Source organism: Gordonia sp. CPCC 205333 (assembly GCF_048537885.1).
Taxonomy (GTDB): Bacteria; Actinomycetota; Actinomycetes; order Mycobacteriales; family Mycobacteriaceae; genus Gordonia.
On sequence record NZ_JBCLVI010000005.1, the window covers coordinates 88,408 to 112,809 of the forward strand.

22 protein-coding genes are annotated in these 24,402 nt (G+C 63.1%); 1 reads left to right on the top strand and 21 read right to left on the bottom strand.

The genetic code is table 11. From position 1 onward, the window contains the following. Positions 1 to 36: 36 nt before the first annotated feature. The 19 genes from lgt to nadA form a co-directional block, all read right to left on the bottom strand. A complete protein-coding gene (gene lgt / locus AAFP29_RS18310; RefSeq protein WP_419218846.1) occupies positions 37 to 1,989 on the bottom strand; it encodes a prolipoprotein diacylglyceryl transferase in 1,953 nt (650 codons plus the stop codon). A 60-nt stretch (positions 1,990 to 2,049) separates the two neighbouring features. Beyond that, positions 2,050 to 2,850: a tryptophan synthase subunit alpha gene (gene trpA, locus AAFP29_RS18315; protein WP_419218847.1), complete on the bottom strand. Its 801-nt coding sequence runs from the start codon at positions 2,848 to 2,850 to the stop codon at positions 2,050 to 2,052. Further along, on the bottom strand, positions 2,847 to 4,127 hold the full coding sequence (gene trpB / locus AAFP29_RS18320) for a tryptophan synthase subunit beta (protein ID WP_419218848.1): 1,281 nt from the start codon (positions 4,125 to 4,127) through the stop codon (positions 2,847 to 2,849). Before trpB ends, trpA begins: the two co-directional genes overlap by 4 nt. 16 nt (positions 4,128 to 4,143) lie before the next feature. Then, a complete protein-coding gene (gene trpC, locus AAFP29_RS18325) occupies positions 4,144 to 4,965 on the bottom strand; it encodes an indole-3-glycerol phosphate synthase TrpC (RefSeq protein WP_419218849.1) in 822 nt (273 codons plus the stop codon). A 183-nt stretch (positions 4,966 to 5,148) separates the two neighbouring features. Then, positions 5,149 to 5,844 (bottom strand): TIGR02234 family membrane protein, encoded by a 696-nt coding sequence (locus AAFP29_RS18330; RefSeq protein WP_419218850.1) that lies wholly within the window; start codon positions 5,842 to 5,844, stop codon positions 5,149 to 5,151. Next, complete coding sequence (locus AAFP29_RS18335; RefSeq protein ID WP_419218851.1) at positions 5,841 to 7,379, bottom strand: anthranilate synthase component I; 1,539 nt, start codon at positions 7,377 to 7,379, stop codon at positions 5,841 to 5,843. Before AAFP29_RS18335 ends, AAFP29_RS18330 begins: the two co-directional genes overlap by 4 nt. Next, a complete protein-coding gene (locus tag AAFP29_RS18340) occupies positions 7,376 to 7,555 on the bottom strand; it encodes a tautomerase family protein (protein ID WP_005179191.1) in 180 nt (59 codons plus the stop codon). The genes AAFP29_RS18335 and AAFP29_RS18340 overlap by 4 nt, the downstream gene beginning before the upstream one ends. 10 nt (positions 7,556 to 7,565) lie before the next feature. Next, positions 7,566 to 7,961 carry a phosphoribosyl-AMP cyclohydrolase gene (hisI, locus tag AAFP29_RS18345; protein WP_419218852.1) on the bottom strand — a complete coding sequence of 132 codons (396 nt, stop codon included), beginning with the start codon at positions 7,959 to 7,961 and terminating at the stop codon, positions 7,566 to 7,568. Then, positions 7,958 to 8,779 carry an imidazole glycerol phosphate synthase subunit HisF gene (gene hisF, locus AAFP29_RS18350; RefSeq protein WP_419218853.1) on the bottom strand — a complete coding sequence of 274 codons (822 nt, stop codon included), beginning with the start codon at positions 8,777 to 8,779 and terminating at the stop codon, positions 7,958 to 7,960. The genes hisI and hisF overlap by 4 nt, the downstream gene beginning before the upstream one ends. A 16-nt stretch (positions 8,780 to 8,795) precedes the next feature. Beyond that, positions 8,796 to 9,614 (bottom strand): inositol monophosphatase family protein, encoded by an 819-nt coding sequence (locus tag AAFP29_RS18355; RefSeq protein ID WP_419218854.1) that lies wholly within the window; start codon positions 9,612 to 9,614, stop codon positions 8,796 to 8,798. Then, entirely contained in the window at positions 9,611 to 10,381 is a 771-nt protein-coding gene (gene priA / locus AAFP29_RS18360; RefSeq protein WP_419219395.1) for a bifunctional 1-(5-phosphoribosyl)-5-((5-phosphoribosylamino)methylideneamino)imidazole-4-carboxamide isomerase/phosphoribosylanthranilate isomerase PriA, read from the bottom strand. Before priA ends, AAFP29_RS18355 begins: the two co-directional genes overlap by 4 nt. A 22-nt stretch (positions 10,382 to 10,403) precedes the next feature. Further along, complete coding sequence (locus AAFP29_RS18365; RefSeq protein ID WP_419218855.1) at positions 10,404 to 10,679, bottom strand: hypothetical protein; 276 nt, start codon at positions 10,677 to 10,679, stop codon at positions 10,404 to 10,406. Next, positions 10,680 to 11,315 carry an imidazole glycerol phosphate synthase subunit HisH gene (gene hisH, locus AAFP29_RS18370; protein ID WP_419218856.1) on the bottom strand — a complete coding sequence of 212 codons (636 nt, stop codon included), beginning with the start codon at positions 11,313 to 11,315 and terminating at the stop codon, positions 10,680 to 10,682. After that, a complete protein-coding gene (gene hisB / locus AAFP29_RS18375) occupies positions 11,312 to 11,965 on the bottom strand; it encodes an imidazoleglycerol-phosphate dehydratase HisB (protein WP_419218857.1) in 654 nt (217 codons plus the stop codon). The genes hisH and hisB overlap by 4 nt, the downstream gene beginning before the upstream one ends. Before the next feature lie 7 nt (positions 11,966 to 11,972). Further along, positions 11,973 to 13,103, bottom strand: a complete 1,131-nt coding sequence (locus AAFP29_RS18380) for a histidinol-phosphate transaminase (protein ID WP_419218858.1) — start codon at positions 13,101 to 13,103, stop codon at positions 11,973 to 11,975. A gap of 47 nt (positions 13,104 to 13,150) precedes the next feature. Beyond that, a complete protein-coding gene (hisD, locus tag AAFP29_RS18385) occupies positions 13,151 to 14,482 on the bottom strand; it encodes a histidinol dehydrogenase (protein ID WP_419218859.1) in 1,332 nt (443 codons plus the stop codon). Positions 14,483 to 14,641: 159 nt separating this feature from the next. After that, positions 14,642 to 16,213 (bottom strand): esterase-like activity of phytase family protein, encoded by a 1,572-nt coding sequence (locus AAFP29_RS18390; RefSeq protein ID WP_419218860.1) that lies wholly within the window; start codon positions 16,211 to 16,213, stop codon positions 14,642 to 14,644. A gap of 157 nt (positions 16,214 to 16,370) precedes the next feature. Beyond that, positions 16,371 to 17,246 (bottom strand): carboxylating nicotinate-nucleotide diphosphorylase, encoded by an 876-nt coding sequence (gene nadC / locus AAFP29_RS18395; RefSeq protein WP_419218861.1) that lies wholly within the window; start codon positions 17,244 to 17,246, stop codon positions 16,371 to 16,373. Next, positions 17,239 to 18,288 (bottom strand): quinolinate synthase NadA, encoded by a 1,050-nt coding sequence (gene nadA / locus AAFP29_RS18400; RefSeq protein ID WP_419218862.1) that lies wholly within the window; start codon positions 18,286 to 18,288, stop codon positions 17,239 to 17,241. Before nadA ends, nadC begins: the two co-directional genes overlap by 8 nt. Before the next feature lie 208 nt (positions 18,289 to 18,496). Between nadA and AAFP29_RS18405 the strand changes: the two genes are divergently transcribed. Continuing rightward, the gene (locus AAFP29_RS18405; RefSeq protein ID WP_419218863.1) at positions 18,497 to 19,177 is read left to right on the top strand and encodes an NUDIX hydrolase; all 681 of its coding nucleotides are present in this window, start codon (positions 18,497 to 18,499) and stop codon (positions 19,175 to 19,177) included. A 43-nt stretch (positions 19,178 to 19,220) separates the two neighbouring features. Here AAFP29_RS18405 and AAFP29_RS18410 read toward each other — a convergent pair whose 3' ends face one another. Then, complete coding sequence (locus AAFP29_RS18410; RefSeq protein WP_419218864.1) at positions 19,221 to 21,815, bottom strand: LuxR C-terminal-related transcriptional regulator; 2,595 nt, start codon at positions 21,813 to 21,815, stop codon at positions 19,221 to 19,223. Between the two features lie 89 nt (positions 21,816 to 21,904). Beyond that, a complete protein-coding gene (locus AAFP29_RS18415; protein WP_419218865.1) occupies positions 21,905 to 24,385 on the bottom strand; it encodes a patatin-like protein in 2,481 nt (826 codons plus the stop codon). Positions 24,386 to 24,402: the final 17 nt, after the last annotated feature.

Here is a 24,402-nt window from a genome sequence, read left to right on the forward strand (position 1 = left end):
CCGGAGCACCAGTTGTCACTTCCACGTCATGTGCTGTTACGTGACGCTCGGGGAATCGCCTGATTCGGATGAAGAATCCTTCGGTTGGGCATCGACGCGTTTGACGATATTGGGTGTGACATTCGGCGTCTCGGCGGTCTGGTCATCGCCGTCAGTCGACGCCGACTCGGCCGGTTCGGGCTCGTCGGCATCGGCCGCAGACTCCGAATCCACGACCCGCTCGCCCGCAACGACCTCGGCGAGGCGATCGATCGACGCCCGCAACTTGTCCGACGTCGTCCACCGAGCACGCTCTAGCCGCTTGGGATCATCGAGCCGGGTCCAGTCATAGGTGTGTGTGACCGTCGTATTCTCGTCGTCAGTGACGGCCAGTTCCCACCGCCATAGATGTCCGGGCGGGGTAGAGCCGGGTTCGGACGGCAACCAAGCGATCAGTCTGCCCTCCTCGAACTCGACGATGTGGTTCCGCCGCACCTGGCCTCGGGTGATCGTCGTGTCGAAGGTGTCGCCGACCCGATGTACTCGCTGTCCCTGGGCGGCCTGCGCGAGATTTCCGTTGCCGTCCCAGCGCGGTTGCTGAGCGGGATCGGCGATCAACTCGAAGATCGTCGCCGCCGATGCGGCGATCTCACGGCTTGCCGAAACGATACGGTCGTCATCATCGTCATCGGCGGTGGCACCAGTCACGATGGCGGCGACTGCGAGATCGTCATCCGCTGAGCCGTCTGCGGCCGCGGATTCAGTATTCCCGGAATCAGCGTCGTCGGATTCAGTTGTATCGTCGTCAGTCGCATCCCCCTCTGACGAGTCGCTGTCCCCGGTCTCGACAGGGTCTGTGTGATCGGCATCGGAAGAGTCTGCGTCCTCAGCGTCGCCGTCTTCTGACGCCGCCTCATCCGACGGCGCCGCTGCATCCGGCGCGCCGACCGCACCCGCATCGGCATCCTCAACCTCTGTCAGCCGCGTTGTCGGTACGCCAACGAAACCATCAGCCTTTACGGGCTGCGCTGCGGCATCATTTTCGAAGTCGTCATAATCGTCATCACTGTCGAACGGATCAACGTAGCCGACAACACCGGCGTGTTCGAGCTCCTCGGCCCGCCACGGTCGATACATCGTCAACCCAAGTTCGCGCCCCTTCGGCGCCAACACGAAGTAGGCTGCCGCACAGGCGAATACTATCGCCGCGGTGAATACGTTGATCCGAATACCGAGAATTTCGGTGGCGTGGTCGGTGCGCATCAACTCAATTCCGAAGCGCCCCAGGCAGTATCCGGCCACGTAGAGCGCGAAGAGCCGTCCGTGCCCGATGCGCAGATATCGATCCAGGCAGATCAGTACTAGAACGACGAACACATTCCACAGCAATTCGTAGAGGAACGTCGGATGCACTGCCGGTAGCAGTCCGCTATTCACTTGACCGGTAGATACGCCGTCGATGACGTTGGGCCCGATCTGCCCAAAAGAGTTGCGGCGGTCGAATATTTCCAATCCCCACGGAAGTGAGGTCGTCCCACCGAAGAGCTCTTGGTTGAAATAGTTGCCGATCCGGCCGATAGCCTGTGCCAGCAGAATCGCCGGAGCGATGGCATCACCGAACGGACCCAGTTTGATTCCGTGGCGACGGCAGCCCAACCACGCACCCAGTGCTCCGAACGCGACTGCGCCCCAGATACCGAGTCCGCCCTCCCATACCTTCAGCGCGTCAATAGGTGTCTTTTCGGCAGTGGACCCGAAGTACGTCGACCAGTCGGTCATGACGTGATAGATCCGACCACCGATCAGACCGAACGGCACCGCCCACACGGCGACGTCGAGTACCTCGCCCTCCTGTCCGCCGCGTGCACGCCAACGGCGCGAACCCCACCAACAGCCGACGATGATGCCGAGGATTATGAAGAGCGCGTAGGCCCGGATCGGGAGGGGGCCAAGATGCCAAACGCCCTGCGGTGGACTCGGAATATAGGCGAGAACCGTCGTGGTGGTCACGAATGCAACCCTAACGTGGCCGCTACCGGCAACCGCGCGAGCGGGTCGCGTGTTGGGTGTTCAGTACTCTTTGCGCACACCTTCGGCGAGTTCGCTGACCAGACCGGACAGTTCGTCGAGGCCCGCCGCCGCAGCGCTGACGAGCGCCGATCCGACGATCACACCGTCGGCGTACTGCGCGATCTCCGCGGCCTGACGGCCGTCTCGGACCCCTAGGCCGACGCCGATCGGGATGTCGGAGTACTCGCGAACACGCGCACACAGTTCGGGTGCCGCATTCGACACCGCGTTACGCGCGCCGGTAACCCCCATAGTCGATGCCGCGTATACGAATCCACGGCAGGAGTCGACCGTCAGCGCGAGCCGTTCGGTCGTCGACGACGGTGCGACCAAATAGATGCGGTCCAGTCCATGCGCGTCCGACGCCTCATGCCATGCGGCGCCTTCCTCGGGAATGAGGTTGGGCGTGATCAGTCCGGCTCCGCCGGCGGCAGCCAGATCGCGGGCAAAGTTGTCGACGCCGTACGCGAGTACCGGATTCCAGTAACTCATCACAACCGCCTGTCCGCCGGCCGAGGCGACTGCCTCGACGGCGGTGAACACATCACGTACGCGCACACCATTGCGGAGCGCTTCGTCGGCGGCATCCTGGATCGTCGGGCCGTCCATCACCGGATCGGAATACGGAACGCCGACTTCGACTATGTCACAACCAGATTCGACCATCGCCCGAAACGACTCGACCGAGTCCCGCACCGTCGGATACCCGACCGGGAGATAGCCGATGAGGGCACTACGGTCCTCGCTGCGGCACTGCGCGAAAACCGATCCGAGCTTCGACGGTGCGGTTTTGACGGTCATTTGTCTTCGCTTTCCGATTGCGGACGATCGAATAGTCCGAACCAGCGTCCGGCAGCGTCGACGTCCTTATCCCCTCGACCAGACAGGCTGACCACGATGATCGCGTCTTCGCCCAACTCCTGCCCCAGTTTCAACGCGCCCGCGACCGCATGCGCCGATTCGATCGCGGGAATGATTCCCTCCCGGCGACTGAGCAGACGCAACGCGTCCATCGCTTCGGTATCGGTGATCGGGCGGTAGTCGGCGCGGCCGGTGTCTTTGAGGTAGGCGTGCTCGGGACCAACGCCGGGATAGTCCAAACCTGCTGAGATGGAATGACTTTCGATGGTTTGGCCGTCTTCGTCCTGCAACAGATACGAGTAGGCACCCTGGAACGCACCCGGCGTGCCGCCAGTGAAGGTTGCCGCGTGACGGCCGGTTTCGACACCGTCGCCGGCCGCTTCGTAGCCCACCAACTTCACCGACGCGTCGTCGATGAACGGGTGGAAGATGCCGATCGCATTGGATCCACCACCGACACAGGCCACTACGGCATCGGGTAACCGGCCGACCTGCTCTTGAATCTGAGCGCGAGCCTCCAGTCCAACTACGCGTTGCAGATCACGCACCATCGTCGGGAACGGATGTGGTCCCGCGGCAGTGCCGAAACAGTAATAAGTGTTGTGCGCGTTGGTAACCCAGTCACGCATGGCCTCGTTGATCGCGTCTTTGAGTGTGGCCGAGCCGTTGTCGACGGCGATCACCGTCGCACCGAGAAGGCGCATCCGAGCGACATTGAGTGCTTGGCGATCGGTATCGACGCGCCCCATGTAGATGACACATTCAAGACCGAGCAGCGCACAGGCGGTCGCCGTAGCCACACCATGCTGACCCGCTCCGGTTTCAGCAATAATGCGCGGCTTGCCCATTCGGACGGCGAGGAGCGCCTGGCCGAGCACATTGTTGATCTTATGCGAACCGGTATGATTCAGATCTTCACGCTTGAGGAAAATCCTTGCGCCACCGGCGAATTCGGAAAGTCGCTTCGCCTCGTAGAGTGGTGAGGGACGCCCGGTGTAGTCGCGCTGCAGGCGATCGAGTTCAGTCAGGTAGTCGGTGTCGGACCGCACCTTCTCATAGGTGGTGGCGACCTCGTCGATGACTGCCATCAACGCCTCTGGCACATGTCTGCCGCCATAGACTCCGAAGTGGCCGCCTTCGTCGGCTTCCAGGGAGGTACGGGTGGTCAGTCCAACACTGGCCGGCGGATAGTTCACGGAAGAGGAGTCAGTACTCATGTGTCCAATTATGTTGTCAGCGAACGGGTTTGGGGCACGACGGGTGCGTCCCGGCAGTCACCAACTCCGACACCGCGGCACGTGGGTCGCCACTTGTGACGAGCCCTTCGCCGACTAGGACGGCATCGGCGCCAGCACCGGCGTAAGCGAGCAGGTCAGCGGTGCCACGCACACCCGACTCGGCGATCCGGATAACCTCGGTCGGCAGCCCGGGGGCAATCCGCCCGAAGGAGTCACGATCGACGGTGAGTGTCTTGAGATTTCGCGCGTTCACGCCGACGACTTTCGCACCGGCAGCCAGTGCACGATCGGCTTCTTCTTCGGTGTGGACTTCCACCAGTGGCGTCATACCGAGTGATTCGGTGCGGTCGAGCAGTGATTCGAGGACGGTCTGTTCGAGTGCCGCGACGATGAGCAAGATGACATCGGCACCGTGGGCGCGGGCCTCGTGGATCTGGTACGGCCCGATGATGAAGTCCTTGCGCAACACCGGAATATCGACGGCGGCGCGCACCGCGTCGAGGTCGGCGAGCGAACCGCGGAAGCGTCGCTCCTCGGTCAGCACGCTGATGATTCGCGCGCCGCCGGCCTCATACGCTTTCGCCAATTGCGCCGGGTCGCCAATACTTGCCAACTCGCCCTTGGACGGACTGGCACGCTTGACTTCGGCAATGACCCCGATACCAGGCTGACGTAGAGCTGCCATCGCATCGCGTGGCGCCTGAGCCTTCGCCGCTGCCGCCTTGACTGTCTCGTAGTCGACGACAGCCTCGCGTGCAGCCACGTCAGCTTTGACTCCCTCGATGATCGAGTCGAGTACCGTCTGCGTGTTCGACACTGCGACGCCCCTTCTGCTCATCCGCCGAAAGTCGATTCTGACGGATCTATGTGGGGCCGCCCGCTGCTGCTTCCGACGCCCGGTGGTGACTACCGGTCGTATTGCCGGTTCCCCAAGGGTAGACCGGCCGTCACGGGGTCATTTCGTCGGGGCGTGGCTTACACCACTGTGCGTCACGGCAACCTATTTGCCGTCGGTTGAGTCCTGGTCTTCGGCGGTTGGATCTACCCCGGTATCCAGTGCGTCCCACAGCAAACGTTCGCTTTCCGGTGCCGATGACTCGGCATCGGATGGCTGCTCCTGCTGTCGCTCGCGGTACTCCCGAAAGGTTTTTTTCTCCAACTCCGCACGGCGTGCGGCCGGCGATTCGTACTTGGACGACATCCGCTCGCCATTCGCCACGCGCAGCAGCAGGACACCGCCGATCACCGCCAATGCCGCTCCCACCAGAACGACGACTCCGGCCCAGCCGTTGGTGCTCACCAGCAGCAGACGGAACTGCGGCGCTAGGTCAATCGCTTTTGCGGCGTAACTGTCCTGATCGCCGCCGACCAGCATGGATACCGCCGGCGATGCCGCGAGAACCCCGCAAAGCGCCACCAGAATTGCCACCAACCGAAGTGCCCAGCCGCGCAATGCGGCCCCGGCAGCAATCGCGGCGAGCAGGACCAGCGCCAGCGGCGTCAGCCACGGACTCCAGTCCGAACCGTGCACATCCATCGCGCGAACCGGCGAGAGATCGTCGGTAACCGTCAGCGTCGCCCAGACCATCCGCGACGCGGCCCACAGCGTCGCTGCACCGGCTATTAGCGCTACCGCCGCTACCGCTTGGCGGCGGCGGACGACCGTCTTGTCGTCTGTGGGCGCGGTCTCGCTCACTCGCCGACCCTATGCATCGTCGATGCCGCGGCAATCGCGTTGAGAACAGCCGTCGCCTTGTTACGAGCCTCGTTGAACTCGTATTCCGCCTCACTGTCGGCCACGACGCCACCGCCGGCCTGAACGAATGCCCTGGCTGGGCCGTCGTCCTCACTTGCACGCATCAACGCGGTGCGGATGGCGATCGCGGTATCAGCATCACCCGCGAAGTCGAGATAGCCGACGATCCCCCCGTAGAGGCCCCGTCTGGTGATTTCGTGGTCATCGATCAATTCCATCGCGCGCACCTTCGGCGCACCGGTCAGCGTTCCGGCGGGGAAACAGGCGGCAACAGCGTCGAGTGCCTGCTTGTCCTCGCGCAATTCCCCCGACACCGTCGACACCAGGTGCATCACGTGGCTATACCGCTCGATATGCCGATAGTCGCTGACGGTCACCGTTCCCGGTTTGCAAACACGCCCAAGGTCGTTGCGCCCAAGGTCGACGAGCATCAGGTGCTCGGAATTCTCCTTCTCGTCTGCCAGCAGACCTTTTCCGAGAAGCTGATCTTCCTCATCGGTCTTACCGCGCCAGCGAGTCCCCGCGATCGGATGGGTGGTCGCGACCCGATCGCTGACCGTGACCAGCGCCTCCGGACTGGAACCGACGATCGTGTACGCGGGCCGCTCGTCGGTTTGCGGTACTCGCAGCAGGTACATGTAGGGGCTCGGATTCGATGCTCGCAGAACGCGATAGACATCGAGCGGGTCAGCGTCGGTGTCCATTTCGAATCGCATCGACGGAACCACCTGGAATGCCTCGCCCGCTTCGATCTCCCCGACCAGGCTTCCGACAATTTCGCGGTAGTCATCGAGTGTGCGCTGCGAGGTGTAGTCGGGCGCGGGCCGATCGAAAGTCGAGACAGTCGACGACGCCGGCGCGAGCAAGGCCGTCGTCATCGCGTCCAGCCTGGCAACCGCATCGGCGTACGCCTGCTCTGCGCGCTCGTCGCTGCCATCCCAATTGACCGCGTTGGCGATCAGCGTGATCGTGCCCTCGTGATGGTCGACGGCGGCGAGGTCGGTGGCCAACAGCATGAACAGATCCGGCAGATGCAGATCGTCAATGGTGTTCTCGGGTAACCGTTCGAGGCGACGCACCATGTCGTAGGCCATGAAGCCGACAAATCCACCGGTCAGCGGCGGCATATCCGGCAGCCGATCGGTGGCCAGTAGTTCGAGCGACTTGGCAAGTGCGGCAATCGGATCGCCGCCAACCGGAGCACCCGCGGGCGTATGCCCCCACCAGCTAGCCTCTCCGTCGGTGACGGTCAGCGCGGCCGGCGACCCGGCACCGATGAAGGACCATCGCGACCACGAACGCCCATTCTCAGCTGACTCCAGCAGAAAGGTGCCGGGCCGATCGCCCGCCAGCTTCCGGTACGCCGACAATGGAGTCTCGGAGTCGGCGAGGACCTTACGGGTAACCGGGACGACGCGGTGATCTTTGGCGAGGTCGAGAAATGTCTCGAGGGTGGTGGTGGCTGCGTCGCTCATCCGAGAGGTTCTCCCCCGACTCCCCACTGCGAGCGCGGCACTTCGGTGATAGTCACCCACACCGAATCCGGATTCTTGCCGGTGGCCTTGGCATATGCCTCGGTCACCGCCGCGATCGTCTCACGCTTCACGCGATCGGACAGACCGGGCGTCTGCGAGATCTGGATCAGGGGCATGTGGGTTCTCCTATTCGCCCGACGGTGCGGCTACCGGGGCATTGTCTTGTGGCACAAACTGATTGAGTGGCAATGCGTCCGTGTCGAAACAGCTGTGGTTTCCGGTGTGACACGCCGGACCGATCTGATCGACGATCAGCAACACCGTATCGCCGTCGCAGTCCAGGCGCGCTTCGCGAACATACTGTTCGTGGCCGCTGGTCTCGCCTTTAACCCAGTACTCCTGACGCGATCGTGAGTAATACGTGGCCCGGCCAGTCGCCAAGGTGCGCGCCAGAGCCGTGTCATCCATCCATGCCTGCATCAGCACGATGCCCGTTTCGCGTTCCTGCGCGACAGCCGCGAATAGCCCGACATCGTTGCGCTTGAGTCGCCCGGCGATCTGCGGATCGAGGGTGTCATTCATTGCGCGTCAGCTCCTATATTTTCCGTAGCCTCGCTCGCCCTGGCCGTTCTCACCACAATGCCGTGTTGTGCCATCGCTGCCTTCACCTCGCCGATGGTCAGCTCACCGAAGTGGAACACCGACGCGGCCAGCACGGCGTCGGCACCGGCGTCGACCGCTCGCGGGAAGTCGGCGACTTTTCCCGCACCTCCGCTGGCGATCACCGGTACGTCGACCGCGGCGCGTACCGCGGTAAGCATGGCGATATCGAAACCGGCTTTGGTGCCGTCGGCGTCCATCGAATTGAGCAAGATCTCGCCGACGCCAAGTTCCTGACCGCGACGCGCCCATTCGACAGCATCGATGCCGGTGCCGTTGCGGCCGCCGTGGGTAGTGACTTCCCAGCCCGATGGCGTCGGCGCGGAACCCGCCGGCACGGTTCGAGCGTCGACCGACAAGACGATGCACTGCGAACCGAAGCGTCTGCTCATCTCGGCGAGGACTTCGGGACGGGCGATAGCAGCGGTGTTGACGCTGACTTTGTCGGCCCCGGCCCGCAGCATCACGTCGACGTCATCGACTGTGCGGATACCACCGCCGACGGTCAGCGGGATGAAGATCTGGTCGGCAGTGCGCTTGACGACGTCGAGCATGGTCGAGCGGCCCGAACTTGAGGCGGTGACGTCGAGGAAGGTGAGTTCGTCGGCGCCTTCGGCGTCGTAGCGTGCTGCCAGTTCGACGGGATCGCCAGCATCCCGGAGGTTCTCGAAATTGATGCCCTTAACGACGCGCCCGTTGTCCACGTCGAGACAAGGGATTACACGAATGGCGACAGTCATACGACAGTCCTCCCGGTCATTCTTCTTCCTTCCAGTTGCCAGCGATGAACTCTTCGATCAACGTCAGCACCTGCGCGTGTAATCCGGGGCTACCGGCGACGAGCGACGGTGAGGTTACCGACCACGGGTTGCCGTCGAGATCGGAGACGATGCCGCCGGCCGATCGCACCAGCAATGCCCCCGCAGCGTTATCCCACGGGTGTCCACCGAAGGTGATCGCGCCGCCGACAACGCCAGCCGCGGTAAATGCAAGATCGACGCCGGTGCTACCGAGCATCCTGATGCGTGAAACTCGCGAACTGAGTTCAGTGAGCAGGTCGATACGACGCGCGCCGAAGTACCGCCCCTTTGCCTTGGCATTGAAGGCCCCGTAGGCCAGCACCGACGACGACAGGTCTTCGTCAGTCGGCAACTGTGGCAATTCCCGGCCATTGCAATAGAGCGGCGACCCGTCGTATGCCGCATAACGCCGGTCGAGCAACGGCAGCCAGGTGAGCCCGATCAGGGGTTGCCCCTCGGAGACTAGCGACAACAGCATGCCGGTCAGCGGCAGACCAGCAGAGTAGTTGAAGGTGCCATCGATGGGGTCGAGAACCCATACCGTCGACGAGTCGACCGGCGGGCCCCCGAATTCTTCACCGTGAACCGGGAGTCCGGTTCGATCCGCGAGTCGATCACTGATCAGACGTTCCAGATCGAGATCAATCTGGGTGGCGAAGTCGTTGCGACCCTTGGCAACCGCGCTCGGCGCGCCTAGTCCTTCGGTGAAGACGTGCGCGACGGAGTCGAGTACCGACACCGCGGTACTCGTCAACTCGGGTAGGTCCAAATTCACGCGGTTTCGTCGCCGCTCACTTGTGCGACCGCGGCGAGTGCCTGCGGCAACGTGAAACGTCCCGCGTACAACGCCTTGCCGACGATGGCACCTTCGACTCCGACACTGGTCAGTCCGGCGATGGCAACAAGGTCGTCAACGGTAGACACGCCGCCGGATGCCACGATCGGCGCATCCGTCGCGGCGGCGACCTGCTCGAGCAATTCGAGGTTGGGTCCGGCCAGCGTGCCGTCCTTGGAGACGTCGGTGACGACGTAGCGCGCGCAGCCGTCGTTGTTGAGGCGTTCGAGAACTTCCCAGAGGTCGCCGCCATCGGTGACCCAGCCGCGTCCGCGCAGTCGGTAGGAATCGCTTCCCTCGACACGGATGACGTCGAGGCCGACGGCGATCCGGTCACCGTGTTCGGCGATCGCGTGTCGACACCAGTCGGGATTCTCCAACGCGGCGGTGCCGAGGTTCACCCGCGTACAGCCGGTAGCCAGGGCGGCCGCCAGCGAGTCATCGTCACGGATCCCGCCGGAAAGTTCGATCTTCACACTCGTGAGTTCTTCCACGACACTCGCGAGCAAGGCACGATTGTCGCCGCGACCGAAGGCCGCGTCCAGATCGACCAGGTGGATCCACTCGGCGCCGTCGTTCTGCCAGGCCAGCGCGGCATCGCGCGGCGAACCGTAGGACGTCTCCGAACCGGCAGCGCCCTGGACGAGGCGCACGGCCTGGCCATCCGCGACGTCGACGGCCGGCAGCAGTTCGAGGGTTCTCGACACTCGGGATGTTTCGGTCGTGTTCTCAGCCACCGTTGTTGTTTCTCTCTTGTTCTCGTTGTGCGATTTCATCTTTGAGTTGCTCCTCGGCCTGGCCGACGATGCGCTGCGAAACAAAGCCGATCGCGGCGATGATCGCGATGATGGCGACCACGGCGGCGATCAGTCCGGCGGTAACCGACCATTGCGCCAGCAGCAGAATGATCGGGATGGAGACAATCAGCACGATCGCGCCGGCGCCCAGAGCCAGCAGCGCCAGCCGGACAAACGAAAATGGTTGCGGCGGTTTATCTTTCGCCATTCATACCGCCTCCAGCCAATTTTGTAGCAGTTGCGCGCCCGCGTCACCGGACTTCTCCGGGTGAAACTGTGTTGCCGACAGCGGTCCATTCTCAACCGCTGCCAAGAACCGGTCGCCATGGGTGGCCCAGGTTAGCTTGGCCGGCGGAAGCCGCGAATCCTCGGCTTTCCAAGCCCAACTCTGCGCGGCGTAGGAATGTACGAAGTAGAAGCGTTCGTCGGCGTTGAATCCCTGGAACAGAACCGAATCTGCTGGCGCCTCAACGGTATTCCAGCCCATATGCGGCAACACCGGTGCGTGCAACTGGCTCACTTCGCCGGGCCACTCGCCACAGCCCTCGGTTTCCACGCCAAATTCGACACCCCGCTCGAACAAGATCTGCATGCCGACGCAGATGCCCAGCACCGGGCGTCCGCCGGCCAGCCGTTGCCCGATGGTGCGGTCACCGCGCACCTGCGTGAACCCGGCCATACACGCCTCATACGCGCCGACGCCCGGTACGACGAGTCCGTCCGCATTCAGCGCGGCATCACGGTCGGCAGTCACCGTCACGTCGGCGCCGATCCGCTCGAGCGCACGCTGCGCCGAACGCAGATTGCCCGAGCCGTAGTCGAGAATCGTGATCTTCTTCGTCACAGACTTCCCTTCGTCGAAGGGATGCCACTCACCCGCGGATCAGGCTCGACCGCCGCGCGCAGCGCGCGCGCCACCGCTTTGTACTCGGCCTCGGTGATGTGGTGCTGATCGCGACCGTAGAGCACGCGGACGTGCAACGCGATTCGCGCGTTGAGCGCGAAGGACTCGAAGACGTGGCGATTGATCACCGTGTTGTACGGCACCGATGGCTTTCCGTTGGCAGGTGTGCCGCCGCCGATTGCCGCCGTCAGCAGGTGGTCGGGTTCTCCGACGTGCACGAAATACGGTCGCCCCGACACATCGACGACAGCTTGGGCCAGCGTCTCGTCCATCGGGATCCAGGCATCGGCAAACCGGCGGATGCCGCGCTTATCACCCAACGCCTGGCCGAACGCCTGGCCGAGCACGATCGCGGTATCTTCGACGGTGTGATGTGACTCGATCTCGACATCACCCTCCGCGCGGACGGTCAGATCAAAACTGCCGTGCTGGCCGAATGCGGTGAGCATGTGGTCGTAAAATGCGACACCGGTTGAGATACTGGTCTGGCCGGTGCCGTCGAGGTTGATCTCTACGCTGATCGACGACTCGCGGGTGGTGCGCTCGATCTTCGCGATCCGCTCGCTCGTCCCGTTGCTCGGTGTGGTCATTGCACGCTCACTCGGTCCTCGTGGTGGATTGGGCTTGCTCGCCGACGCAGGCGCCCGATTCGGCTATTTTCTTGCTGACGGCCAGGAATGCGTCATTCTCGGCGGCCAGTCCGATCGTGACACGTAGATGGCCGCTGATGCCGACATCGCGGATCAACACGCCGTCATTGAGGTAGCGCTGCCAACTCACCGCAGCGTCGACGAAGTCGCCGAACAGCACGAAATTGGCGTCCGACTCGGCGACGCGAAAGCCCATCGCGGTGAGTTCGGCGACGACCCGCTTGCGTTCAGCGACGATGTCGGCAACCCCAGCGAGGGTTTCGTCGGCGTGCCGCAACGCCGCCCGCGCGGCAGCCTGCGTGATCACCGACAGGTGATAAGGCAGGCGCACCAACATCACCGCGTCGATAACCGCTGGGGCCGCCGCGAAATAGCCCAACCGCCCGCCCGCGAAGGCGAAGGCCTTACTCATCGTGCGGGATACGACAACCTTGGCCGGAAACTCGTCGATCAGCTCGACCGCACTCGGCTGCTCCGAGAACTCGCCGTATGCCTCATCGACAATGACGATCCCCGGTGCGGCGGCGACAATCGCACGCAGGTCGTCATTCGGTATCGACGCGCCGGTCGGGTTATTCGGCGACGTCGCGAAGACGACATCGGGTGTGCGCGAAGCGATCTCACTTAACGCGAAGTCGAGGTCGATGGAGAAATCACCGGCCCGCTTCGTTTCCAGCCAGGTGGTGTCAATCCCCTCCGAGATGATCGGATGCATCGAATAGGACGGCACGAAACCCAGTGCGGTACGACCGGGCCCGCCGAATGCCTGGAGCAATTGCTGCAGAATCTCGTTGGATCCATTGGCCGCCCACAGATTATCCGCGCTGAGCTCGACACCTGTTGCCACACTGAGATATTGCGCCAAGTCGGTACGCAACGCGATCGCATCGCGGTCGGGATAGCGATGCAGTTCGGTTGCCGCGGCGCGGATCGACTCGGCGACGTCGTCGATCAATGCCGGCGACGGCGGGTGCGGGTTCTCGTTGGTGTTGAGTTGATACGGAACGTCGAGTTGCGGTGCACCATAAGGACTCTTGCCACGGAGGTTGTCGCGCAATGGAAGGTCGTCGAGCCTCACCCGCGCTCCCGGAACCGACTCGCGCGGCGCCGCACGCTTCGGCGCCGTCACGACAGGCCGAACTGCGCGGCGAACCGCCGTTTGACGGCATCACCGTGGGCGGGGAGATCCTCCGCATCGGCAAGCGTGATGACCGCGGTAGCAACGTCTTTCAGCGCGGCTTCGTCGTAGTCGATGACATGTACACCCTTGAGGAAGGTCTGGACCGACAAGCCGGAAGCGTGTCGCGCCGAACCGGACGTCGGGAGGACGTGGTTCGATCCGGCGCAGTAATCGCCAAGGGAGACAGGCGAATACGCGCCGACGAAAATCGCACCGGCGTTCGTGATCCGGTCGGCGACCGCCGCCGCGTCGCGAGTCTGGATTTCCAGGTGTTCGGCGGCATAGGCGTCAACCACCGCGATACCCGAGTCGAGATCATCGACGAGGACGATGCCCGACTGCGGTCCGGTGAGAGCTTCGGTCACTCTTTCGGAGTGTTTGGTGGTGGCGATCTGCGCCGCCACCGCGGCGTCGACGGCCGCGGCTAGCGATTCACTATCGGTGACCAGCACCGATGCGGCGATCACGTCGTGTTCGGCTTGACTGATCAAGTCGGCTGCGACGTGTGCGGGATCAGCCGAATCATCGGCGAGAATGGCGATCTCGGTCGGTCCAGCCTCGGAGTCGATTCCGACGACGCTGCGAACCAGACGCTTCGCGGCGGTCACGTAGATATTGCCGGGTCCAGTGATGAGGTCGACCGGATCAAGGATCTCTGAATCGGTGTCCTCACCGCCATAGGCCAGTAGCGCGATGCCTTGGGCACCGCCCACAGCCCACACCTCGTCGACGCCGAGTAACGCGCAAGCGGCCAGGATCGTCGGGTGCGGCCAGCCGCCGAAGGCCGCTTGCGGCGGCGAGGCGACGACCAGTGAGGCAACCCCCGCTTCTTGTGCCGGAACGACATTCATGACGACGCTAGACGGATACACCGCGTTTCCGCCGGGCACATAGAGGCCGACGCGGCGGACCGGAATCCATTTCTCGCTGACGGCGCCGCCGGGCACCACCTGCGTACGCGTGGTGGCTCGACGCTGGTCAGCGTGCACTTTGCGGGCGCGGCTGATGGACTCGCGCAGGGCGTCGGCGACGTCGGGAGCGAGGTTGTCCAGTGCAGCGGTGATCACGTCGGCTGGAACCCGCACCGAGGACGGGCGGACACGGTCGAACTTTTCCCCGTAATCGAGGGCGGTCGAGGCACCATGTGCGGCGATATCCTCCACAACCGGCGTCACCGTGGGCAGCACGGAGTTGACATCGGTACCTCCGCGAGGCAGTGCACGCCGCAATTGTGCGAGCGTTGGCGTACTGCCTCGGAGGTCAGTGCGGGACAGCATCGCATCTCCTGAGGTTGGGCTGGGTGTTGACACAGACCTATTAAGGATATGCGGTCGGTCGAATCGTTTCGGAATCCGGTGGGTTGGCCCTGCAAAAGTCCCCCTGACGCGGACAGACGGCGATAGGGCGCCCGCTCACATCACGGAGACAGTTTCCACTCACTCAACATGGAAGGCGAGTGCCCGTTTCTGGGTTGTGGCCGGGAGTTTTCCGGTGTCGATAACCAGAATTTCGCCATTGTCCTGGGTGCCGTTGGGAAGCGTCTTCTCCGCGAGTTTCATCGGCGTCTTCTCATCGGCAAGGCCGTCGATGCCGAAGTCGCTATCGTTGGACACGACGATCCTGGTGCCGCCGTCAATCGGCCACAGACCCTCGATCTTGTCGTGACCGTAGAAGTCGCCTGCCGGATTCAGTTGCGCGACAAGCTTTCCCAGGTCGACTTTGAGCTTCTTGGTGACCGGTGTGATATTGGCGTCGCGCAGTATCCCGACTGCCTTGTCCGTTGTCGCGGTACCCACCAGTGTCTCCAGCGGTTTGGTCCCGACCAGCAGCCCGCCCGCCGTGGCGTCGTAGTGCGTGCCCGCAACAGCCGAGCGAGGTCCGACGTCGGTGGCACCGGCGATATCGACCGTGTAGATCTTCTTGTCACCTTTCGGCGAGGTCTTGCCATCCCGCTCATCAACGAGGAACGTCGTGGACGACAGTGCGGTGATTTCCGAAACCGCGACGCCGGTGTCCTTCGGATCGGTCAGCGGATATAGGTATTCGTGGGTCTGCTTTGTCTTCAGATCAACCGTGACGATGCGGCTCAACGGCACCTTCTTCGCTGATCCGTCCAACCCCGGGGTGTCCAACGCGCTCTGCATGATGCCGACAAGCGTATTACCGTCCGGTGTGATGGTCAGGCCCTCCATACCCTGATTCGGCGAGCGTAGGGCCAGCTCACGCGGCAGTCCACCGTCGAACGGACTCAGTCGCTCGATCTCCCGGCCAGTCGCGTCGAAGTGGACGAGGAACGGCCCGTATTCATCGGAGATCCAGAAGGTGCCGTCGGGAAGCGCGACAAGCCCTTCGGTGTCCAGGCCGTGATCGCTTGGCGGCAATGTCTTGCCGTCGAGGTCGACGATGGTTTCGCCGGTTGCCGCCAGTGGATTGACTTGGCCGTTGAGTGGCTTCCCGTCACGACCGGCGAGTTTGACGGTGGAGATCAGCGTGGCGACGCCGTCGCGCAGCCTGAACCGGCCGATCTGCGGGGTGAAGTCCGCGACAGGTTCCACCTTCTCGTTCTTGTTCCGGCCGTCGACGTTGGGCCCACGATCGGTGAGGCCGTAGTACTCATCAGCGCTACCGGGGACCGCGACCCACGCCGAGCCATAGGCACTCCCCTGGATCGGCACGCCACCTGTGGTGGTCATCGGCGGAATGTCGGTGCTGTAGAGCTGAACCGCGTCGGTGGTCGTGACAGTCACCGAGTCCGTGCCCGTGTACCCGGCGGCAGGCGAGTAGGTTAGCGAGCCGTCCGCGTTCAAGCGGACCTTGCCATGCGCGCCATCGGAGATTTCGACGATCGCGGCGTCGTCGAATCTGTTGTGGAGGTCGGCTGCGGTGAGGGTGACGGGCCGGCCGCCGTTGGTGGTGACCGCCGCGCCGTCGTCGACGGAGTTAGAACACGAGGTAGCGATGACGGCGACGGAAACGAGGGCTAGCGGAAGCCCGGAACGCAAGCGCATCACGCAAAGGTACGGATGCGAGGTGTACGTCGGGTGAGCCCGAAGTGAACCCGGAAAATCGTCCGAATACTCACCCGGCGAGGGCATATTGCCCTCGCCGGGTGAGTATTCGGACGATTTTCACGACTGGGCTGGGTGGAGTTGGGCGGGGGCGCGGCTAGATCGGGATATCGAGCCCAAGGTCGAGCACTGTCACCGAATGCGTCAGCGCGCCTACTGCGAGATAGTCGACGCCGGTCTTGGCGTAATCCCGCGCGACGTCGAGAGTCAGACCACCTGACGACTCCAGCTTGGTCGACGGCGACCGGGAATTTCGACGCTGCACCGCGATCTGCGTCTGCCACAGCGGAAAATTGTCGAGCAGTACCAACTCTGGGTCGAGCATCAGCACCTCGTCGAATTGTTCGAGCGAATCGACCTCAATTTCGACCGGGAGTCCAGGCGCCGAAGCCCGTACCGCTGTCAGCGCCGCCGACACCGATCCTGCCGCCGCGACATGATTGTCTTTGATCAGCGCTTCGTCGCCAAGTCCCATCCGATGGTTGACGCCACCACCGGCCCGAACCGCGTATTTCTGCAGGGAACGCATGCCGGGCAACGTCTTTCGCGAATCGCGGATCGCGGCGCGCGTTCCCGATACCTCGGCGACCCACGCGGCGGTCGCCGTGGCGATCCCCGACAGGTGGCACAGCAAATTGAGGGCGGTTCGCTCGGCGGTTAGCAACGACCGCGCTGTCGCACTCACTTCCAGCACGACGCTGCCCGGTTCGACGATTGAACCGTCGTCGAGCGCGGACAGGACGGTGTATCCGTCGACGCCGATGACCTCGTCGAATACGGCCAATACCACTGGCAGCCCGGCGATTACGCCATGCTGCCGCGAGGCGATGACCGCCTTGGTGACGAGCCCCTCGGACACGGTCGCGGCTGAGGTGACATCGGGTCCGTAACGCAGATCCTCGTCAAGTGCGACGCGAATCAGGGCACGAATCTCGTCGGTGATGTCGAGCTTCAGCTGGCTCTGCTCACTCACCGGAACCGGGGTTCCCGATCTCGATCATCCGCTGAACGCTCTTGCGGGCGCGCTCGGCGACGTCTGGAGCGACGTCCACTTCGTCTTTGCCCTCACGCAAGCAGCGCAACAACGCCGCCGGGGTAATCATTTTCATATACGGGCACGACGCACGATCATTGACCGCCTGGAAGTCGACGCCGGGAGCGGCCTTGCGTAGTTGATGCAACATGCCGATCTCGGTGGCCACCAGTACCTGCTTGGCGCGGGTCTCCCGCGCGGCGTCGAGCATGCCGCCGGTCGACAGGATCTTCACCTTGTCGGCGGGTACCGCTCCTTCGCCAGCGAGGTACAGAGCCGATGTGGCGCAACCACATTCGGGGTGAATGAATAGATCGGCATCGGGATGCGACGACGCTTGGTCGGCCAGTTCGTCGCCGTTGATACCGGCGTGGACGTGGCATTCACCCGCCCAGATATAGATATTGTCCCGACCGGTTTCCCGCTTGACGTGAGCGCCAAGGAACTGGTCGGGCAGGAACAATACCTCGCGGTTGGGGTCGATCGACGCCACGACGTCGACAGCATTCGACGACGTGCAGCAGATGTCGGTCAAGCCCTTCACCTCGGCCGTGGTGTTCACATAGGAAACCACCACGGCGTCGGGATACTCAGCCTTCCAGGCACGCAGTTCATCGGCGGTGATGGAGTCGGCGAGCGAACAGCCGGCACGCTCATCGGGGATCATCACGCGCTTGTCGGGGCTGAGGATCTTCGCGGTCTCAGCCATGAAGTGCACGCCGCAGAAGATAATCTCGTCCGAGTCAACCTCGGCCGCGATCCGCGACAACGCGAGTGAATCACCGACGTGGTGGGCGATGTCCTGGATCGCGGGCAACTGGTAGTTATGCGCAAGGATGGTCGCATTGCGCTGCTTGGCGAGTGCGAGAACCTCGTCGGCCCATTCCTGGGTCGGCTCCACACCGGTATAACCGCCGGGGGCGTCGATAATCGTGCCTTCGGTGTAGGCGGCGCCGGTAGGCGCATCGGTGGTGATGCTCATGGTGCATTCCTTCCAATCGGCCCGCTCGCTCCCCACGCCGGGCTTTCGATCTCGCGGGGCTGTGCGCGATCGCAATTATCGACTGTCGGTCGAAAACTACTGCCATCGTAACACCGGACACATTCCTGTCTATTCCCAGTGTTCTGAGTCACACCCACCGGCACTCGATTGCGGGGTGGCCCGCGCCCCTCCCCCTAGACTCAACGCCATGCCGGTGCCCACAGTCGTCGAAGTCCTCAGTGCGGTATTTCAGATCGGACCGGCGGACGAATACACCGACACCGCGACTCTGCGGGTATTACTCCGACGCGACGACGACCGGTGGACTCTGCCCGGCGGCGGCAGCGACGCCAACGAGAAGTTGTCCGACACCGCACGCCATCTTCTGGTGGCACAGACTGACGAGCGGTCCGTACGCCACCTCGAACAACTGTCTGTGTTCTCCGATCCCGATCGGGTTTCGGGGGCACGGACAATCGCCTCGACCTACCTCGGTCTGGTCCCGAGCGACGCGCCACCGGCCACGCCGAGCGCGGCGGCCTGGTATGACGTGAATGCGTTGCCGCCGTTAGCTTTTGACCACGCCAATATCGTCGAAGCGGCTCGGCACAGACTGGCCGCCAAGCTCTCTTACACGAATATCGCGTTCGCCCTGGCTCCCGCGCAATTCCCGATGTCGGAGTTATCGGAGATCTACGGCGCCGCGCTCGGGTACCCGGTCGACACCACAAATCTGCTGCGAATCCTGTCGAGACGCGGCGTGATCGCCGCGACCGGCACCGTTCGACGCAACGGGCGCGGCGGCGGAAGACCCCCGGCACTGTACCGATTCGTCGACACCGAATTGCGGGTCACTGACGAGTTCGCGACGTTGCGCCCGCCGCTCTGAGACTGCTTACCCCGAAGTCCGGGTTATTGCCCGTCAGTCACACTCACGTGCCGTTTACCGCAGCCGCGACACCGGCCCGGTCGGTCACATCTAGTTTGGTACACGCGCGATACAAATGCCCCTCGACGGTCCGTACCGATACCACCAACCGCTCAGCGATCTCCTTATTCGATAGTCCCGCTGCGACGAGGTTGGCAACCTCGCGCTCACGTGAGGTCAGCGGGAGCGGATTCGACGCCAGCGCCAACGCCGGCGTCCGAATACCACCGCAACTACTCGCATAACGGTCGGCGTCGGCGCCCGATTGCACGGCGGCGCGCCTATTGCCACTCGCCTCGAATGCCACCGACGCCTGCGCGGCGGCGTCGGCCGCGGAGAGAAGCGCACCGATTTCGGCGAATTCTGTTGCCACGGTTGCCAGTCCGACACCATCTCGGTCGGCCAATGCCGTGGCATGGCGGGCATAGCCGGGAACCAGCCGGCCGTCGAGTTCTCCAGCCAGTTCGCTCAGTCTGGCTGCCACCGCGTCTTCGCCGAATCGAGCAGCGGCATGCAGCGCGGCCGCCTCGATGCCGAATTGTCCACTCGCACGCGCGTGTTCAGCCGCACGAACGGCCACGTCCACCGCATCCACGATCGCACCCTCAGCCGCTGCGACCCACGCGCACGCCACCTCGAATTGCGGGACATACACTGCCACATGGGTATTGGCTATTTCACCGAATCCACGGACCGCCGACTTCGCCTTATCCGCCAGTCCGAGCGCAGCATATGCCTGGATCAGCGCTATCCGCGCGGGACAACTCCACGACCGCCCGACGCCGGTGGCCAGAGCGGCGAGCGTCTCCTCCAACCGTGTTACCGCATCGACGAACCGCCCCTGTGCCACCGCGACTGTCCCCCGCAGCGAGTTGGCCAGGCCCCAGGCCAAATACTGGCCGACCGACGAGAACTCACTCATCTCGTCGGCCCTGCGCCTTGCCTCGGCGAAATCGCCGAGCAGCGTGAGAGCCGATATCTCGGCGTGGCCGACGGGAAACCGGAGAAGTCCGTCGGTCTGCTCTTCCACCGCGTGTGCGCGCGCGGCGATTTCGCCGACCCGTGTGCCTCGGCCGCTCAGGCCCAATGCCAGGCCACCGGCATAGGAGGCCCATTCCACCGCCCACGGCAAGGCCTGCGGATCGGCCAGCACCTGTTCGGCGACCGCCAAACCGCTATCGAGCCTGTTTTCGTGGACCGCGAGGGTCGCCGTCACGCCATCGACCATCGGCCTCAGCACTGGATTACTCACTCGCTCAGCCACTTTCGCGAGCTGAGCATCGGCCGCCGCCGCGTCACCGATCGCGAAGAAGGTATTGGCGACCTTGGTCAGCCCCCACCGCAGGTACTCACCTTCATCGAGGGACGCCGGATCGAATCGGCTAAGCACTTCGTCGGTCTCGGCCGCCTGCCCCTGCCACAGCAGGACGCGCGCCAGAACTTCGGATTCTGCCAGGCCGCCGCCGTTGCGCACGGCTGCCCGCGCGAACCGCTCGGCTAGCGGCACATCGGCCAAGCCGACCGCATCATTGGCTGCCGCCCGCAACAACGACAGATCGGCGGGCTGATCGCTGTCGAGGGTCAGTTCGGCCAGCCGGATCCGCTCCGGCGCCGACCGCAGATCGCGATCGGCCATGGCACGCACCAGCTTTCCCCGCAGCCGTCGCGACGCCGCCACCCCCACACGGCGTCGCACCACCTCTCCGAAAAGTGGGTGGTTGAAATGCACACTGAGCCGGCCAGTGTCTTCTACGACGCGAATCAGCCCGCGGCGCTCAGCCTCGTCGAGCGCGTCGTCGCCGGCAAATTCGGCCAAGATGTCGAATTCGAGCGGCTCGCAGAAGGTCAGGTACCTCAGGGCGTTGAGTACGTCGTCAGATAGCTGATCGATGCGACTCTCCAGCAACGACGCCAACTCCGAGGTGATCGCCGCGCGTCCGCGCAATTGCCACACGTCTCGACTCTGGGTGAGCGTCCCCGATTCCAGTGCTCCTTCGACGAGATGCCGGAGGAATAGCGCGTTTCCGCCCGACGCCTGCCACATCATGTCAGCCGACAAGCCCTCAAGACGGCCGCCGATCACCGACTCGATGAAACTCACGCTCTGCTCTTTAGTGAACGGCGCCAAATCGAGATGGACCAGATGCCCGTCCTTCCACAACGCGGTCACCGCGTCGGGAACTGTCTCCCCGCTTCGAACCGTGGCGACGATATGTACCGCGCGATCGATGGCCAGTTGATGCAGTAGGGTCGCCGACAGGTGATCGAGCAAATGCGCATCGTCGACGCCGATGATGATATGGCCTTGTGCCAGAAGCGATTCCCGAGCTGCGGAGAGAAAGTTCACCGGGTCACGGGACGTTGCCGAGCCGACCAGATGGGCGAAGACTCCAAGCGGAATACTGCGCGCAGACTCGGTTCCGGCAACCCACCGGACATCGGAGTCGAGCGAGGTGGTGACTCGCCGTGCCAGCGTTGTCTTGCCGACCCCCGCATCACCGATGAGGACCACACCTCCAACAGCGCTGCCAGAAGCCAGCGCTGCGCGAATGGTCCCTATTTCAGATGCACGTTCGATCACCGGCCAGGTCCGGGTCATGGTTGTTGATTTTACCAATGCCCGCCACTTACTGCTCGCATTCGGAGCCATCTGAAGAATCGTCACGGACGAATCGCCTCTTGACTATTTCAATAGTTATCCGCAGGAATAAGGTCAGCCAAGTATCTACGCAATTTCTTGACCTTCGTCAGGTCAGACTCCGAATCGAGAACCGCGCGCAGGCCAGCTCTCAGCGGCTCCGAGATTTCACTGTCCCCCGGCGCTTGCGCGGACACTTTAGGAGGCGGGTTTCCGATATTCTTCGCAGCGGCGTCGTCGAGCTGCCAGAGCAGGCGCTCGACGGTATCCAATCGTCCCCACAAGTAGTCGTTTTCACGCCACGCACGACTGAAGAAGCCGCCGAAGTGAAAAGTCCCAGCTCCGAGTAATTTTCCCTTGGTCGCGTCTGGTGGCGGTACAGCTGTTGCGGTGAGCGGCGAGAATTGGTCGACAGCGATCGGCGAATATTGCGGCAGCTTCGACAGTGCGATGATCGGATAGATCATCGCATCCCATAACGGGAAGCCGAGATATCGTGTCAGAAGCGAAAGTCGGGCTTCGGTCGGCCAATTCGCGGTGATCGGCACAAATCGATTCCACAAGACCCTGCTGTATTCGCCAGGCTGACCGCTGATGTATCCGCAGAACCCATTCACGATGCGCTCGAATTGTGCGCTGTTATCCCTCGCAAAAGTCTTTGGATCGGGCACGGATTCGGGATTTGGTGCCGGTAAGAATGCGAACAGATTCTGGTTTCCCAACTCGGTTACGGCGTTGTCACTGGCAACGCAGATCTCCCCCAGCGCCTTCCAGGCTCCATCTTTCAAAAGGTCAAGGTCAGCTGCCGCGACCGGCTGCGTCGGATCGGCGTAGAGGTCGTTAATAGCCATCAAGACGAACTGCAATCGACGTACCCGGTAGGGCATATCGAAGTACACCAGCCGCTGTGCGAGTCGATCCGGGCTGATCGAGGCCCAGTCATATTCGGCCGTGACCCACTCGCGCATCGACGCCTGCAGGAAGGTAGCCGCGTTGGATCCCTCGACATAACCAATCTGCCGAGATACCGCCGCACAGAAGTAGTCACTGGCTGAGGAGGCCTTGAGACGCACGTACGTCGGATAGCCCGCCCCGACCCGCCGCGCGACCGATCGATTCATCGCGACCGCGGATTCGACGACGGGTGCCGGAATTCGCATCGTCTCGACATCAGTTGGCGCGATGGCGATGGCACCGGTCCCGTTCTGCTCGGCAACCGGCCGGCCGTCGACTTTCGTCGGGGTCGCGGAGTCGCCGACATATTCGACGGATCCGGCATCATTGCTCACCAGAATCTGATTCTGATCGATCCATACACCGGTTCGGCCGAGCGCGGCACGCACCATCTCCTCTTGCGCCCGCGTGATCGCGCCGATTTGCTCGATCTGATGGTTCATATCGCGGATCTTGATCAGTTCAGGCAGGAAGGTATGCGATCCCTTGGCACCGATCACCGCTTTGATCACTCCGTTAATCCACCTGGGCGGCATAGTCTTTCCGCGCCACCCGACGGTCGGAGCATCGAGGGGAATACCCGGATCAGGCTCGATATACGCCAATCTGCGGACCACCTGTGACTCGGCGGACTTACGCGCTATCGCGTTGACCGCGTGGTCGAAGGGCGCGTTGTCAAGCAACCCACCATCGACAAACCACGCGCCCTCGACACCGGATCCGGTTTCCCGGTAGTCATTGGTGAATCTCACCGTGTTCGGGTCGACCTCCACTTTGGCCTCGTCGGCGAAACTGGCCAGACTCACCGGAGCGAAAGCACCGGGAAACGACGATGTCGCCCGTGCCGCGAATGCAAGCGCAGGCGTTGACGCCACCGCGAAATCACCAGGCCCGCCGTTGGCACCGAAATGGATCGCTCGCGCGAAGTCTGTGGCTCGCTGGGTAGTTCGGCCCGCCCCGTCGGTCATCAAGGTCTGGGTGCCATACAGATCGGTCGTGGTCACGTATAGATCAAGGGAATCGTTGCCCGCGAGTAGCGTTCCGGTGGTTCCGGTGTCCATCGCCGACAGCGCCCGGTACAGCTGCCTCGACATGAATTCGCCGGACAGCGGCGATCTGCGACCCCGAATGAGTATCAGCTGCACCAACACCGACGTAAGCAACTTGAGCCGAAGGCCAGGTAATCCCTTTGGCTTCAACAACTTTCGCAGGTCGGCTGCCGACAGCCACAATTCCTTGAGTCCCTGTTGATCGGCGTTGCACGCGATCGCCTTGCCGAGGACGACGCCATTTATGCCACCAGCTGAGGTTCCACTGATGACATCGACGACGACGCGCAACCGGGTGCCGTTGCGCGCGTAGGAGGACAGCACGTCGTAATAGACATGGGCGGTATCGCCCGGCGGGAACGGATTCGCGACGGCCGCGTTATAACCATCGTTCTCCAGTCGTCGCGAAGCCACGACAAGTTTGTGAAACTCTTTGGTCACCCCATGCATATAGATGGCAAGGGCGACGCCGCCGTAGCACACGACGGCCAACCGCAACTCGATCGTTCGCGCTGGATTATCGGCCATCTGCCAAGCGTGCGCCG